The sequence below is a fragment of the Halohasta salina genome, assembly GCF_024178165.1.
Classification (GTDB): Archaea; Halobacteriota; Halobacteria; order Halobacteriales; family Haloferacaceae; genus Halohasta; species Halohasta salina.
Map to the genome: position 1 here is coordinate 1 of NZ_JAMZIE010000011.1, position 15117 is coordinate 15117.

Below are 15117 nucleotides of genomic sequence, written 5' to 3' on the forward strand. Positions count from 1 at the left end.
TCAAGAACTCGCTGACTTGACTGAGAATGAAGGTCACTGTAGCGTTCGTGGTCTTTCAATTCTGATTTGAGTTCGCTGTCGTCGGGAATTTCCCCGTCTTCGTCCCACCGGCCTTGAGAGTAGTATCGGGCGACATTCCACAGCTTCGACGCGGAGAGCCCACACTGATCGAGGTCGTCGCACACCTGCTGGTGGTTGACGATTTTTGCCCGATAGGTGCGGGTAGTCTCCAACATCGTCCTGTGTTCATAACAAGTTATGGAAGATTATATATTAAAACCAATGACTGAACGTGGAATATCCAGCAATACCATCGAACGTGGTTAGTGAGAGGTCAGTCGGCTGTATCCCCGCCCTGAAGGGCGAGGTTTTAGCCTTGTTTCTCCCATAACATCGAAAACAGCGACATAAATCCCACAGTATCGCGTGGAAGGTTGATGAATCACCGGGTGAACGGTTACCCAGTGGTTCACTATCCCGTTTGTGGTGGAATCTGACAAATTAAGTATGAGGCCGACGGGAATGCTAATAAATGCCGTCGCAGTCTCCAAACGAGTTCGTCATCACATCCTCTGTGCGGACAGAGATCGTGCTCAAGGTAGCGGAGAGTCTGACATCGACCGACGTGCTGCTGTCGGAAATTACTGCGAGCGACTCCGCGATCTACGACGCGCTCGGGACGCTCAGAGATCGTGGGCTGGTAACCCAGAACGAGGATGGTTGGGAACTCACGGCCCATGGCGCTCTTGTCGCAGACAGCGTCTCGGCATGGCAATCTTCGGAAGCGTTTCTCGAAATGAATCCGACGTTCTGGAAGAACCACCGGACGACCGTTATTCCAGCGCGGTTCCGTCAGCGGCTCCCAGAGATCGGCGAGTATGAGATCATCCGCGATACGCCACAATATCCGAACCGGTCCGAAGATGTGGCTATCAGTATACTCCAATCAGCCGACTCCTGTGAGCTCACAACGCCGTACTACTCACGACGCCATCAGGAGGCTATTCCGACGACCCCAGACACACGTTTGTTGGTAACTCGAGACGTGATTGATGTCAGCTTCCAGCGGTACGAGGACGGTCACCGTGAGGAGCTGAACAACTTAGATCCAGCAAGTATCCGGCTGACAGACTGCCAGTTTGCGTCAGTTGTCACTGACAACAAACTAAAATTCGAACTGCCGACTGTGAGCGAGGGCACAAAAGGTCGATATGACGAGCCAGAGGTGACTGACTCATTAGAACGTGGATCGATCGCTGATACCACTGCCCTATTTGTTTCCGAGACTGAGGCAGCAATACAGTGGGGACGCGACCTCTTTGAGACGCTCTGGGCGGACTCGGACCCACTCGGTCCGTACCTCAAACGCGAATTCCCCGAACTATGGGAGCGACATTTGTCGGGAGAGTCAATCTGAAAACCCGTGCTAATATCAGATTCCACGCATGTCTGACCAGTGGCCCGTGCGTGGACGATTCCTAACGGTGTTCACTGTAATTGCATAGCTTGAATCTTATTTCTTGCAAAACTATGATGTTTAAATGTCTACGATTCGATCCATGTTACTGTGTCTCAAATGACCGACACCAATCCACAAGCAATTGAGGGAGACCAATGAGTCAACTACTCGCAAACGAGACGGCTATCGTGACGGGGGGAGCAAGCGGCATCGGCCGTATGATCGCGTTGACGTTTGCCGATCACGGTGCCGATATCGTCGTTGCTGATGTCCGCGAGACGCCACGAGAAGGTGGCGAGCCGACACACGAGCAGATCACGACCGAGACCGACCAAACGGCGGTCTACGTCGAGTGTGATGTGACAGAGCGAGCAGACCTGGAAGCCGCCGTCGACGCTGCCGAAGATCTCGGTGGCCTCGATATCATGGTCAACAATGCAGGCATCCACAATGAGACCCCATTTTTCGAAGTTACAGAAGAGGAATTCGATCAGCTCATCGATATCAATGTCAAAGGCGTCTTTTTAGGGGCGCAGGTCGCTGGCCAACGACTGATCGAAAACGATGAGGGAGGGACGATCATTAATATGGCAAGCCTCGCGGCAGATCAAGGGGCGTCTTATCAGACGATTTATACTGCTTCGAAAGGGGCCGTGAAATCACTGACCTACGCGCTGGCTGATGTTTTCGGTGGGCATGGGGTCCGCGTCAACGCCATCAAACCAAGTTTCACCGAAACGCAAATGTTAGCTCAGGGTGGGATGGGAGAAGGCGAAGCTGGCAAGCAGCTCGAAAAGGCGATGCTGGGTGCGACACCCGCCGGCCGATTCGGCGAACCCGAAGAGATCGCCGATGTGGCACTGTTTCTCGCCAGTGACCTGAGTTCCTACGTCAACGGTGAGTCGGTCTCAGTCGACGGGGGGCTCGGCCATACCTAACAGAGATACCTACGGTTTGTATTCAGCAGCTGATTCCTGCTGCACCTCGGAACGGTTGCAGACGCAGGCGCAAGACTCGAACTCTGTCTCGGTCACGCTACAATCTAAAAACCGTTGGAAACGTCGACAGAGCCGGCGACGTAGACGGTGGATCAGACATTGCGCATGAACGTGTCGACTGCTGCTGAAACCAGTTCTGGTGCTTCGGCAGGGCCACTATGGCTGACACTGTCGAACTCCACAAAACGACTCTGTGGGAGCGCATCGTGGACAGCGCGAGCGCTTTCACGAAGGAAATCCGGGCCGTCGGTGCCGCTCAGAACCAGCACGGGAACATCGACATCGAGCGTGGATGGAAGCTGGTACTGCTCGACGGCCCGATTCATCCGGACGACCTCGTCGGCGAGTTCTACACAGCGAGGCCAGACCGGCCATTCTGCCAACCACGCATCGAAGTCGTCGACGCCATCGGGATGGAGAACCTGCTCGATGTACAGTTTGACCGCCGCTTCGGGCTCTCCGTCATCGATGAGCCGTGCCATACGATCCGAGAGATCCGCCTCCGTGCGGAAGGCTTCGGGGAGCACTGCTGGCTCGTATGCAATGGCTGCCTCGACGGCTGCATCCCTCGCGGCCTCGATTGCTGTGAGTGCACCGAACGAATGGCCGAGCAAGATCGGATCGCCGTCGACGGTATCGGCGAGTCTCCGCACGTAGGCCACTTCCCGAGCCAGCACCTCGTCGGCTATCGTCTCGGTCAGGTCATCGAGGCAGGTGCCGAATCCAGGTCGCTGGGGAACCACTGCGGCATAGTCTTCGAAGTGGGGGACGACCGGAGTCCAGTACTCCCGCGGAGCCATTCCTCCGTGGAGCATGATTATCGGTTGCCCGGTGCCGTGGCGTTCATACGTGAGTTTGGTCTCGTCTTCGAATTGAGTCGACTGCATGCACCTCTGGCTTCGAGAGCGAGTTGGCTAAGACGTTCTCTCAGTGATTCGGCCGTTTAAATTAGCTATACAGAGATACGCCGCTCCGGGCTCGACTGGTGGACTCGCTGTGCGAGTGAGATAGATCGCTTGTCAGAATGACCGACACTCCCTTTGCAAACGGTCAATACGGTGGGATATGGGGCTTCATGCTGAGTTCGATATCGACTGCGAGGCTCTCCCACTTGTTGGAGTGGCAGCAAGCGTCCCTGAAGCGACGATAACACTCGAACTGCAGTACAACCATGGAAACCGACCCGTGTTCCTCGTCACCGTTCAAGACGGCTCTCGGGAGGCAGTCGAGAACGCCTTCACGAATGCATACGATGTTGCAGCGTGGACACTCGTCGGGCAGGCTGGAGAAACCCGTCGATACCAGATACACCCAGCGCTGAGTCTGGAGGAGCAACTCGGAGAGCATCTCGACGATATAGAAGGCCTCGAAGCCCTCGCGACGGTCGACGCGATCATCGAGCGGATCGCGGTGCTACGGGACGGATGGCGACAGACCGGCTGGTTCGCCGACCGGGACGCGTTCGGTGCGTTTTCCTCCTTTTGGCGGCAAAACGCCGGCTTCCGGTTGCATCGGCTGACCCAAGACGGGGAGTCCGAACCGGCAGGTAATGGACTTACTGATCGTCAACACGAGGCGCTTCGAATCGCCTACGAGTTGGGCTATTTCGACATCCCACGGCGGGCGTCACTAGAAGACATCGCCACGGAACTGGATATCTCTCCGTCCTCCGTCTCCGAACGACTGCGCCGAGCACAAACCCAACTCATCGAAGAGACCGTCGCGACGACGTGGCCGCCACTTCCCAACTGAGTAGGACGGTTGGGGCTGCCACGGGACGGGTATTTAAAAGCCCCCACAGATTCGAGAATTCCCTACCCGAGTCCGTCCTGATTTCCCGATCGCCGATGTCATTACAACAGCCACGACAATAGTCCGAGGCGGACGAACCCACCTCGAAGCGTCGGACTGCTATCGACGCAGACGGTGTGCATGTAACGTATGAGGATGGAACCGAAGCCGTCCAAGGCGTCTCTCTCGACGTCAAAGAAGGCGAGTTCTTCGGGTTCCTCGGCCCAAACGGGGCTGGCAAGACGACTACGATCAAGACCCTGGTCACGCTGCTGTATCCGACACAGGGAGCAGTCCACATCAACGGCTACGATACGAAAACCGATCCACAGGCCGTGCGCGAATCTATCGGCTACATGGCCCAAGAGACGAGTATCGACTTCGAACTCACACCCCGTGAGAACTTACGGGTAGCCTGCCGGATATACGGTGTTCCGAAAGCCCAGCGCGAAGAGCGGATCGAGGAACTGCTTGATCTCGTCGACCTACAGGACGTCGCAGACAAGCGAGCAGAAACGTTCTCCGGCGGGATGCAGAAACGTCTCGACACCGCAACTGTCCTCGTCCATCGTCCACCTGTCGTCTTCCTCGACGAGCCGACGACCGGTCTGGATCCCGAAGCACGACTTCGAGTCTGGAACTACTTCGAGAAGATCAACGAGCAGGGAACGACGGTGTTTCTCACGACGCAGTATCTCGAAGAAGCAAACGAGTTGTGTGATCGGCTGGCCATCCTGCAGGACGGTCAGATCACTCATACCGGCACACCTGCGGCACTCAAATCAGCCGTCGGGACCGAGACGGTCACACTCTCGCTAGATAAGCCGACCGACGAGACCCAACGCCGTGCGCTGGAAGCGGTTCGTCGTCTCAACGCACTCGACGCGGCGAGGATCGAGACCACCGCAGACGGCCTCGTCATCGACGCCGACAACGCTCGTGCGGCCACCAGTGACCTCTTCACCGAGTTGGCCGCCGCAGACACCGCGGTCGACGATTTCGAGATTCGATCACCGACACTGGATGACGTCTTCCTTACTGTGACCGGCGACGACGCTGTCGACGAGCAGCGTGAGACGGCTGAATCAACAAGCTCCGAGGTGGCTCAATGAGCGGCGTTACTGACGAGCACGGTCCCATCGATGGTGAGTCGGCCACGAGAGCATCCGGCAACGGATCGCCGACAGACGCATGGATCAGTTTCAAGCGGTGGCTCCTCAAGAGTCCCCGCAATCCGTATGTGACGTTCACCTCGCTTGTCCAGCCGATCATCTTCTTCGTCCTCTTGGCGGAGGTCCTCGGTGCTGTCGCTGGTGGAGCCCTAGCTCAGTCGGTCGACGGTGGCGTCTCGTATGTGACTTATCTCACCCCGGCGATCATCATTCAGTCGGCGTTGGCTGCTGCGGCCGTCTCCGGCATCGGCCTGGTCGACGATATGGAGACGGGGATGTTCGACAAGACACTCATCTCCCCGATGAATCGGAGCGCCCTGTTCGTCGGGAAGGTACTGTCCGAACTCGTCCGGATCACCGTCCAAACGGGGATCATCCTCGGCCTCGGGTATCTCCTGTTGGGTTTCAAATCGGGCACATCCGTCGCCGGCCATCTCCAGACAGGGGTCTTCGGTGTTCTGGGGATATTCGTTATCACCCTGATCGTTGGCAGTGTGTTCATGGCGTGATTGATTCTTTCATCCTGCTCTATTCTGGAGTCTCCCCACCGAAGCGTTTGTATACAATGCAAACATAGCAAACACCATGGGGACGATTTCCGCACGGGTGCCGGATGAATTAGAGACAGAACTTGAGACCTATCTTGAAGATGAGAACCTTGATCGATCCACGGCAGTTCGGAAACTACTCTCAGAGAGTCTCAAAGACTGGCGTCGACAACGGGCACTCGAACAGCTGTCGGATGGGAAAGTGACGTTCAGCAAGGCAGCTGAACTCGCAGACATGTCCGTCTGGGATTTTGCTCAGTTGGCCGAAGAACACGATATCACATGGGTAGATGACGACCACCTCGATGACGATCTTGAGGCACTCTGAATGTGGGTCTTCGATGCAACGCCACTCATCTATCTCGCGAAAGTCGACCAACTCACGCTGATCTCACACCTCGACGAGTCGTGTGTCATCCCACAGCGAGTCTATACCGAAGTTGTCGACACAGGTATCGAACAAGGCTACCCAGATGCTCGACGTATCGAACGGGGCGTTGAGGATGATGTCTTCAGTGTAATTTCAGTAGACGACGATGAGTTCTTTGCGCGAGTACAACGCAACCCCAAGCTAAGCGACGCTGATGTTGCTGTCCTTGCCTGTGCGTCCGCTCACGACGGTGTGGCTATGATGGACGAGACATATGGGCGCGACGTCGCATCAACTGAGGGAATCACGACACGAGGCACTGCGTATCTTGTATTGTACCTTGCTAGCCAGAACGTGATCGGTATTGAGAAAGCACGAACGGTGATCGACGAAATGGTCGAACAGGGGTGGTACTGCTCACCCAGCATGTATGCGAAAGTCATACAGAAACTCGACTCATTTTCGGAGTGATCCGAAGGCTAGTTCAGTAGCAATGTGAGCAACTCGGTCCCAGTCATCTATCACACGTCGACCTCGGCCAGCCGGTGTGCTTCGTCGAAGTAAATAACGGCCTTTGCAATCATACAGTTTCGACGTGTCGACTGCCACTGTCCGATGTCACTCCATCCCTTGTCGTCGGGTTCCAGCTCGGTCGCGGGATCATCGGGGCTCTCAACGACGTGGATCACATCCACCTCAGGAGTCGACTCGTTCATTTCTGAGGCGGTTTTAATTTATCAATTGAGGTAACATTCTCTCTACGAGGCCAAATCAGCAAGCCTAGTTGACGTAGCAGCCGGCCAAAGCCTATCTTCGGTGTCTCTGCCAGTAGTCCCAAACAGATACTGATACAGCAAGACGGCCATTCCCCCCAGAAGGGCCTATTGCTGGATATCAGTCAGCCCGGCTTCAATACGACTGCTGCATTCCCCCACACAGCAGACAGAGTGGAACTGAATCCACATTTGAAACCAAGACTGCGGAGAATATAAAGAGCGAAGCTGACTAGTCAGTGTGTGCTTTTCCCGATGCTTCGAATAACTGTTCGAAGACCGCTTGTTCCGCTTTGCGGAGGTGACGATTGTATGTTTGTCGTGTGATTCCCAAGCGATCTGCTAACTCGTCGCCGGAACTTGTTCGTGGTGTCTCAAAGTAGCCGCTATAGTAGGCTATCTGTACGGCTGCGAGCTGCTTTTCGGTCAGAGCATCTTGCACGATAGTATACAAGAGCCGTGGCGAGTAGTTGAGTTCGTGCGACACTAATTCAAAATCTGAATACACACATCGAAGCTCTCTGAGTGCAGTTCGTAGGTCGATATCTCCCGGTAGTTTTCCAGTAAGCGCCGCTGAACCATCGGATTGGGTTTTCATGAGAGAAATCGCCTGTCCTCCGAGATCCTCAAAGACTAATGGAACACACAAGGTCCCTACATGGACTTCTAATCGACAGCTCTCATCAGTCGACTGGAGTAGGTTCGTATCCAAGACAGTAGAATCCTGTGCGAAGACTTCACGCAGTGTTTTTATTGGAATGCCAGTTGCGGTGAGATATTCAAGTGCAGTCCCATCAGGAAGCCTCACAACCTCATCGAAATCAATCTGGAATTCTGCATCAGTAGCGGCCACAAATGGCTCGAACAGCTGTTTTGAAGAGAGTTCGATCAGTCGTGTCTCTTCGCTCGTCAACTTGTCTTCGCGATCTTTCAGCGCTGTCGCATCTTCAATGCCCACAATGATGTAGTCGACATCCCCAGTCGCATTGAGTACAGGTGCTGAGTTACTCGACAACCATCGTTCGGTCCCATCTGGGAGTTCGATCCCGTGTTCGAATCCATACACAGCCTGTTTCGTTTTTAATATACGTGTGATTGGGTGTTCGTCGACAGGGACTGGCGTTCCATCTTCATGATAGATGTTCCACTCGGGTTGGCTGTAGGTTCGGCTCGTGATCTCACTGCGCTCGAGGCCTAACATCTCCTCAGCACGTCCGTTCGCAAATTCGATTTTCCCAGAGGGGTCGACAACGACGATACTCACGGGGCTGGCCTCCAAGATCTGCTCGATGAGTGTATCTTCGCCTGGGACACGAACGATGCCACGAGTGCTGTCGGATTCAGTACGTCGATGAGCCAGATCACCCACTTTCAGTGGTCGCCACCAAACCCGTGTGTGGTCACCAATCAGTTTGGTCTTCAACAGGTCTTGACTGCCCAGTGAATCCAATGTGGCCAACGCTACAAATAACTCACATCCCACAGCACTGGCGACTTCTTCGGTAGAAAGAGGCTCTGTAGGATCACCCACCGTATCGAAGACCCTGAAAACCTCTTGCGTATCGATGTGGCCCGAACGATCCATCGTCTACTCTAGGTGTGTACACGAATAGACGTTGTTGACTATTTTCCTGAAGGTCAGTATTTGGGTACCACTAGTTTCGTCCGAAAACGAATCATTTGGCAGTCTTCGTGCAGCCCCGTGGCTAATCGGCCACCAGACCTAATCACAGATCGCTTCTTGAGTAGGGTGTTCCCCTATCTTGGCGACAGTGGATCGTGAGGTAAGAGTGATCGACTTCGAATGTCGCAATTGCCGAGTGGAGCTTCTAGACGACGTGTCTGCCGACTGAATCGGTGTGCTTGCACTCAACGAGGATTGTCTTGCTATAGGAGTATTCTACAGCTCTACATAAGAGCGCGACATGTTAACCAACAGTTTAGAATTAAATACGCCCTCTGTTGGTTAAGATAGCTCCAACCGACGACGAATATTTCGCGGTCCCTCACTTCTATAGGTGGAGCTAAGAATCCGACATATGTTTATCAATGAACTCCACCTCCGAGTCACAGTCGTATTCGTCACGACGTGTGATGTAGCCGCCAAATTTGTATCGTCGCCAGCATTTCTGGCCGTTTATAAAGACTGGGTTGGGGTAATGGCCGATGCTCGCCGTAGGCGGGTACGATCCCGGTTCATTGCCCTTTTCAGCTACCGCTCGCATCTCGCAATCTTCACAGACGAGATTGGTATACCTCGAAGCGAAGTCGGGATCCTTCCATTTGAATGGCTCATCACAGATCGCACACACCTCCTGTGGTTCTCCACGAGGATATTCGACCATATTTTTGAGACTGTATTAGCGCTTAGCTGTGAGCAGTCGAGACCGGTTGTTTGCTCAGACGTCGTTTTAGCAACTTGGTTTTTCGATATGAATGGTATGACGGTACTGTCTAGTTAAGCCAGTTTGAGAAGTGAGCAGGTCGTTGAGTTAATTGGTCAGAATGCTCGCAGACCTGCTCAGCGAGTCGTTGGCGGCGGATTATCAAGAATGTTGGGAGCGTGAGCGGACGGCGACACCCGCCAGGGTGTTCGCCGTCCAGCTCCACGCGACCGGCTGTTCACTGAGAGAAACAAAAGGGATTCTTCGTCTATTGGGCATTCAACGCTCTCACCAAGTCGTTTGGCAGTGGGTACATCAGCTAGCTGACAGCGGTCACAACCCGCCTGAGGCGAAGCCGAAGCGGGTTGCGGTTGACGAAACCGCTGTCAAAATCAATGGCGAGTGGTCTTGGTTGTATGCTGCAATAGACATCGAGACAAAATTGATTCTCGATGTCGAGTTGTTCGGACGACATGGCACCGATCCAGCTGCAGCGTTTCTCCATCGACTGACCGAGAAACACGATCTCTCCGAGACCATATTTCTCGTCGATGGCTACGGCTACCAGACTGCCCTTGCCCGATTAGGACTGAGCGGTCGGCTTGACTACGTTGAGCGAAACCCCATCGAAAAATGGTTTCACACACTCAAAATGAGGGTTGACCGCTTCCATAATTCGTGGGTGGGCAGTCGGTCAGCCGTCCGTGAGTGGTTGATACAGTTTGTTCAATACTACAACTTTCACCGACCGCATCAAGCTCTCGATGGACGAACGCCAGTTGAGGAGGTTATCTAGACAGTGCCTAACATCTTTAGAATCAATCTAATCGATCGAGTTCACCTCGACGTTCCCGTTGCATGACACCGCCAGCGAAGAATCGGAGTTTATCAACGAGTTCCGCCTCTGTTTCGTAGGTTTCGACCCGCAGATCCCACCGTACTCGTGCTGAACGGATCATCGCGCTTGTGACGTTGTCCTCGTGAACGAATACCAATCGGTCGCCATGGGTCTCAGACAGTGCTTCGAGAATACTTCCTGCTTCTTCACCAACGCCAAAGTTGTGCCCGAGAAACGGTAACACGAACGCAGTCGCATTACTACACCTCGTATATTCGATGCTCTGTGTTGCTGCGTCGACATCGTCAGTATCGACATCAATATCGAGCGCCAAGAACGCATTAATGCCGGGTCTCACTCGGAGCAGACCCTGAATTCGCCTCAAGAGAGCCTGTGCGGAATCGATATCATCCTTATTCTGAAACAGGCGACGCAACGGTCCTGGAAGGTCTTCGATGTCGATCTCATCGCGCTCCTCCTCACTGAGTACGTAGTTGAGATTGAACGATTTGTATGGCCCCATCAAATAGAATAGAAATCGATCGTAGGTCACCTGACCCAAGCGGTCGACGATCAGATCGCGTGTGATCTCTACTGACATACGCATCTGTACCTACCCAGCCTATTTAAAGAATTGTGTTTTTGGGAATAGTTGGCTTGAGAAAAGCTAAGAGTCTCTCGCTCGTATCTCAGCATATCATGTCGACGGACGATGTCCAAATGGGCGGTGGTGAGTTCCCAGAGAGCCCCGAGGACCTCTTGCCAGACGATAGTATCCTCACTCTTGAGGAGTACTTAGCAATGCATGCTGCTGTCGGCCATCGGACCCGGTACGAGATCCTATATCGACTCGTCCACAGTGGAGAGATGAGTCCGAAAGAACTCGAAGAAGCGATCAGTATCGACGACAGCACGCTACACTATCATCTCAACAAGCTCGTCGACGTAGGCCTCGTCGAAAAGCGCCAGCGAACTGATAAAGGCCAAGATGGACTATACACGTATTACCAAGCCACTGTATTCGGAGAAGTAACACTCTCTGAGGGCGTTGATGAGTTAATCCGCGGCGAGCAGGAATTCAAAAAAATATACGATAGTTCGACCAGTAGTTAACTCAGATTAGTATGTCTGTGGACACCGAACGTCGTGGGAGTTGCACGTCACCGTCGAATACTTGGTCGACGAACCGACCAACTCGGACGAATACAATGAGACGTACATCGGCTTCGACGTAGGTGAGAGTGCGTTGATTACGGGCTGTGCCCTCAAACGCGACGTGCCACGGAAGCTGATGCTCGTCAGTGGCAGTCGAGCGCGACACCTCCGCAAAGAGATGTTCACGACTCTCCGACGGCTACAGAAACGGGATGCCGCCGAGTGGCGGATCGACGAGCGATTCGATCACTATCAGGACGCACTCACAGATATTGTCGAAAAGGCGTCTCGGCAGGCTATCGAGTACGCCCGAGAATTCGACAACCCAGTGATCGTACTGGAAGACCTCTCGTACATCCGTGAACGATTGGATTACGGAAAGTGGATGAACCGTCGACTCCACGCATGGGCCTTCGCTCGGCTACAGGGTCGAATTGAAGACAAAGCCACCGAAGCGGGGGTTCGAGTAGAGTACGTCAATGCGGCGTACACATCCCAAACCTGTCACGCCTGCGGTCGCCTCGGTCGACGAGATCAGCAAGCGGAGTTCGTGTGTCCACACGACGACTGCCACGTATCAGAGTTCCAAGCAGATATCAACGCGGCGGTAAACATCGCTGGTCGCGTCAACCCGTGGGGTGAGAGCGTCCGTTGGGAACCCGGACACAATGACACGCTTCAGGATGGGAGCGGTTGTGACACCGCCACAGTCCAGCGTGAGACGAGCGAGAAATCCTCACAGATGACGCTCACAGCATATTCGGACTGAAACCTGCCTACCGGATTCACCTCGTAGGGGAAGCCCCGGCGTTCACGCCGGGGAGGATGTCGCCTGTTCGGGAAACTGCATCGACAAGCCCACCGAGAGGCGGAAACCCCGACCCTTTTCGAGGAGATCGTTCATGATACCCGAGACCACAACCGATGCGGCCTCGTCGACGATCAGGTTCACAACATAGTCGTCTGCGTACTGTGCGAGGTCGCGTTTGCGTTCTTTGAGTGCATCATCGAGGTTTGTCAGAATCACACCCGTCATGATGCGGGTAGCCTCCCCGCGGAGATCACCGAGGTCGAACAGAAAGGCCGTGTTATCGTCGATCAGATCCCGGAAATCGAACCGGTTCTCAGTGTTGTTGAAGATGCGTCGGAGGTGGGTACCACGAATACAGCGGCAAGAAGGGGGGTCGTTTGAGCAGAGTTGGCCGGTGCGATGTAACGACATCTGCTTAACCAACAAAGCTATGATTTTGAGGATACTGTTGGTTAACACGGACGGAGCTATGTCCTATGAGCCACCGAACCCACCAACAGATCTCCCCGATAGCGTCGTCGACACGCTCGACGACTACTCACCTGACCTCCTTCGAAACGTTGCTAGCTACGCCGAGGAGTTAGCTGAATACCGCGAGCGCGAAGCACGTCTCGACGAGAAAGCCAACCAAAGCGAGGTCGAAGAACGACCAGACGATCTCCCAAATGATGTCCCATCGAAGGCGACAATCACAATCAAGGAAATCAACAGCAACCGCTACTACTACTGGCAGTGGCGAGAAGGAGACCGAGTCAAATCAAAGTACAAAGGACCGGTCAATTCAGATGAATGAAATCCTCGACGAAACAAAGCCAACACAAATATTTGCTCTGTAGTATCAGTGCGGTCAGTCGTGTCGAGGCACTGTATCTTAACCAACTCATAGCCACAATTGAACCGCAATGTTGGTTAAGACAATCTGGCAGAAGCTCTATTTTCTACGCCAAATCTAACAATCGTCGACAATAAAACGCTAGAATACCTGAATCGACACCCCACGTTGCCGCTGTAAGAGTTCGGTCAAGCCGAGTTACAGGCTTTGATAACCAGTTCTGCGTCATCCACGAGTTGGTTTACCGTGTGAGCACCTCTCCCACGGCCTCTCCCTTTGTGCTGTTGGTTAATCACCGATAGGAACTCGAGTTCAGACAACAGATCTCGGACGCGGCGATTTTTGAGTGGACTGGTATTCTCTTGATCGCACATGATCTCATAGAGTGAGTAGATGTCCTCGGTGGGGATTTCTGGATCGTCCTCGTCGTGTTGTTGGACCTGCAACGCCAGAGCCTTCAACAGGTGTTTTGAGTGGGTCGGCAATTTCGAGATCAACTCCGAGAGACGGTTTCGTTCCTCTCGTTCATGGGCTTCGTCGACATGAACCTCTGAGACGACCTCACTATCTCGTTCGTAGGCTGCCTCACCGGCATACCGCAAAATATCGATCGCCTTCCGGGCATCCCCGTGTTCTCTCGCAGCGAGAGCTGCGATCTTCGGGATGACCTCGTCATCAAGTACCCCTTCGTGGAAGGCATCACTCCGCGATCGCAAAATCTCGCGAAGTTGATTCGCATCGTACGGTGCAAAGACGAGATCCCGTTCGGAGAGACTCGATCGAACACGCTCGTTCAGTGAGTCTTTGTATCGGATTTTGTTGCTGATGCCGATGATGCCAAGAGTACTGTCGGTGAGTTTCCCCGACTCGGTAGCCCTAGAGAGCTGCATGAGGATGTTGTCGTTGTCGAGTTTGTCGATTTCGTCGAGAATCACCAATCCGACATCGTACTGAGCATCGAGAATGTCCCACAATCGACGGTAGTAATTCGACGTACTCAGCCCGGACATCGGAACAGACACGTCAGTCTCAGCAGGTACGTTGAGTGAATCAGCGACCGATCGGACAGCCTGTGTCTCGGTTGAGTCCTGAAAACAGTCGACGTAGGCGACGCCGACCGAGACATCGTTTTCTTTCGCTGACTCCATCAAATCGTTCGTTATGAATTTAGTACAGAGTGATTTTCCAGTACCAGTCTTCCCGTAAATCAAGACGTTATTCGGTGTCTGACCGTAGGTGGCGTCTTTGATCGCGTTTGCGAGTTTGGTGAGCTCGTCTGTGCGACCGATGATTCGGTCTTTCTTCGGAAGGTGTTGAACACGGAGCAGGTCCTTGTTGGCAAAGATGGGGTCGGGACTGCCAAAAAAGGAACTCGACTCGGACATATGCAGGTTATTCTCGTAGATGGTTATTAATCTATCCCACCCAATTGCCGCTGTAAAACATTCGCGATACCTAACAACCCCTCACAAACGGGCGGTAGGAGATTCAAAATCGCTGATCTAGGAACCACCGATTGACCCAATCACCCGACGTTGCCGCTGTAACGGTCTATAGCCACCTACACACACCCCCCACGTTGCCGCTGTAACGGTCGACTGTATGGGGGAGTCTATCCATTGGATACTCTCTATCGATAGCGCCGTACAGCCTGTATTCACGGGATTGGGCACCATAGTAGTACAGTAGCGCCTCCTTGTGTTCGAGTCTTCACAGCCAAAACGAGTTTGGCTGTTCAGTACGTCAAAATTGTGGTACGGTAGCAAAGGACATAGTAATATATAAAACCACTAGATTGGGAGACGACTAGCCACAACTCCGGTTTCCAGCATCGGGCCTAGTATACCGCTGTTGGCCCGAGTCCTGTGGAGTTTACAGCGGCAACGTGGGGGGTGTGCGTCTGAGCGGGAAGCGTCCAACCGATGGGACCTCTGTGTCCACTCCTGAGTCAAGCCCACCGTCACTCAACTTCAGTTACAGCGGCAC

At 53.7% G+C, this 15117-nt stretch carries 15 protein-coding genes and 3 pseudogenes; 11 read left to right on the forward strand and 7 right to left on the reverse strand.

Annotated elements, in window-relative coordinates:
• A pseudogene (locus NKJ34_RS14720) lies at window positions 1-236 on the reverse strand (RNA-guided endonuclease TnpB family protein); the annotation flags it as partial.
• Between the two features lie 296 nt (window positions 237-532).
• On the opposite strand from NKJ34_RS14720, the gene NKJ34_RS14725 reads away from it, so the two are divergent.
• Together NKJ34_RS14725 and NKJ34_RS14730 are read left to right on the forward strand one after the other, a co-directional pair.
• Complete coding sequence (locus NKJ34_RS14725) at window positions 533-1417, forward strand: helix-turn-helix transcriptional regulator (protein ID WP_253739071.1); 885 nt, start codon at window positions 533-535, stop codon at window positions 1415-1417.
• A gap of 197 nt (window positions 1418-1614) precedes the next feature.
• The gene (locus NKJ34_RS14730) at window positions 1615-2397 is read left to right on the forward strand and encodes an SDR family oxidoreductase (protein WP_253739072.1); all 783 of its coding nucleotides are present in this window, start codon (window positions 1615-1617) and stop codon (window positions 2395-2397) included.
• 152 nt (window positions 2398-2549) lie between these two features.
• Here the strand turns inward: NKJ34_RS14730 and NKJ34_RS14735 are convergent, their stop codons facing one another.
• A complete protein-coding gene (locus NKJ34_RS14735; protein ID WP_253739073.1) occupies window positions 2550-3344 on the reverse strand; it encodes an alpha/beta fold hydrolase in 795 nt (264 codons plus the stop codon).
• 178 nt (window positions 3345-3522) lie between these two features.
• Here NKJ34_RS14735 and NKJ34_RS14740 point away from each other — a divergent pair, with 178 nt between their 5' ends.
• The 5 genes from NKJ34_RS14740 (at window position 3523) to NKJ34_RS14760 (ending at window position 6809) form a co-directional block, all read left to right on the forward strand.
• A complete protein-coding gene (locus NKJ34_RS14740; protein WP_253739074.1) occupies window positions 3523-4209 on the forward strand; it encodes a helix-turn-helix domain-containing protein in 687 nt (228 codons plus the stop codon).
• A 176-nt stretch (window positions 4210-4385) separates the two neighbouring features.
• Window positions 4386-5360: an ABC transporter ATP-binding protein gene (locus NKJ34_RS14745; RefSeq protein ID WP_253739075.1), complete on the forward strand. Its 975-nt coding sequence runs from the start codon at window positions 4386-4388 to the stop codon at window positions 5358-5360.
• Window positions 5357-5929, forward strand: a complete 573-nt coding sequence (locus NKJ34_RS14750; protein WP_253739076.1) for an ABC transporter permease — start codon at window positions 5357-5359, stop codon at window positions 5927-5929. The genes NKJ34_RS14745 and NKJ34_RS14750 overlap by 4 nt, the downstream gene beginning before the upstream one ends.
• 76 nt (window positions 5930-6005) lie before the next feature.
• Window positions 6006-6296 carry a UPF0175 family protein gene (locus NKJ34_RS14755; protein WP_253739077.1) on the forward strand — a complete coding sequence of 97 codons (291 nt, stop codon included), beginning with the start codon at window positions 6006-6008 and terminating at the stop codon, window positions 6294-6296.
• Entirely contained in the window at window positions 6297-6809 is a 513-nt protein-coding gene (locus NKJ34_RS14760; protein WP_253739078.1) for a PIN domain-containing protein, read from the forward strand. It begins immediately after the preceding gene.
• A 50-nt stretch (window positions 6810-6859) separates the two neighbouring features.
• On the opposite strand, the gene NKJ34_RS14765 is transcribed toward NKJ34_RS14760, so the two are convergent.
• Entirely contained in the window at window positions 6860-7054 is a 195-nt protein-coding gene (locus NKJ34_RS14765) for a hypothetical protein (RefSeq protein WP_253739079.1), read from the reverse strand.
• 289 nt (window positions 7055-7343) lie between these two features.
• Window positions 7344-8696: a helix-turn-helix domain-containing protein gene (locus NKJ34_RS14770; protein WP_253739080.1), complete on the reverse strand. Its 1353-nt coding sequence runs from the start codon at window positions 8694-8696 to the stop codon at window positions 7344-7346.
• A 920-nt stretch (window positions 8697-9616) separates the two neighbouring features.
• On the opposite strand from NKJ34_RS14770, the gene NKJ34_RS14775 reads away from it, so the two are divergent.
• Window positions 9617-10291, forward strand: a complete 675-nt coding sequence (locus NKJ34_RS14775; RefSeq protein WP_253739081.1) for an IS6 family transposase — start codon at window positions 9617-9619, stop codon at window positions 10289-10291.
• A gap of 22 nt (window positions 10292-10313) precedes the next feature.
• On the opposite strand, the gene NKJ34_RS14780 is transcribed toward NKJ34_RS14775, so the two are convergent.
• Window positions 10314-10934, reverse strand: a complete 621-nt coding sequence (locus tag NKJ34_RS14780; protein WP_253739082.1) for a DUF7509 family protein — start codon at window positions 10932-10934, stop codon at window positions 10314-10316.
• Between the two features lie 98 nt (window positions 10935-11032).
• Here NKJ34_RS14780 and NKJ34_RS14785 point away from each other — a divergent pair, with 98 nt between their 5' ends.
• Window positions 11033-11446: a winged helix-turn-helix domain-containing protein gene (locus tag NKJ34_RS14785; protein ID WP_253739083.1), complete on the forward strand. Its 414-nt coding sequence runs from the start codon at window positions 11033-11035 to the stop codon at window positions 11444-11446.
• A gap of 22 nt (window positions 11447-11468) precedes the next feature.
• Window positions 11469-12257 (forward strand): annotated as a pseudogene (locus tag NKJ34_RS14790) (RNA-guided endonuclease TnpB family protein); the annotation flags it as partial.
• Between the two features lie 63 nt (window positions 12258-12320).
• On the opposite strand, the pseudogene NKJ34_RS14795 reads toward NKJ34_RS14790, so the two are convergent.
• Window positions 12321-12644: pseudogene (locus tag NKJ34_RS14795) on the reverse strand (hypothetical protein); the annotation flags it as partial.
• A 124-nt stretch (window positions 12645-12768) separates the two neighbouring features.
• Here NKJ34_RS14795 and NKJ34_RS14800 point away from each other — a divergent pair.
• Window positions 12769-13092 (forward strand): DUF6788 family protein, encoded by a 324-nt coding sequence (locus NKJ34_RS14800; protein WP_253739084.1) that lies wholly within the window; start codon window positions 12769-12771, stop codon window positions 13090-13092.
• Window positions 13093-13319: 227 nt separating this feature from the next.
• Here the strand turns inward: NKJ34_RS14800 and NKJ34_RS14805 are convergent, their stop codons facing one another.
• Window positions 13320-14516 (reverse strand): Cdc6/Cdc18 family protein, encoded by a 1197-nt coding sequence (locus tag NKJ34_RS14805; RefSeq protein WP_253739085.1) that lies wholly within the window; start codon window positions 14514-14516, stop codon window positions 13320-13322.
• Window positions 14517-15117: the final 601 nt, after the last annotated feature.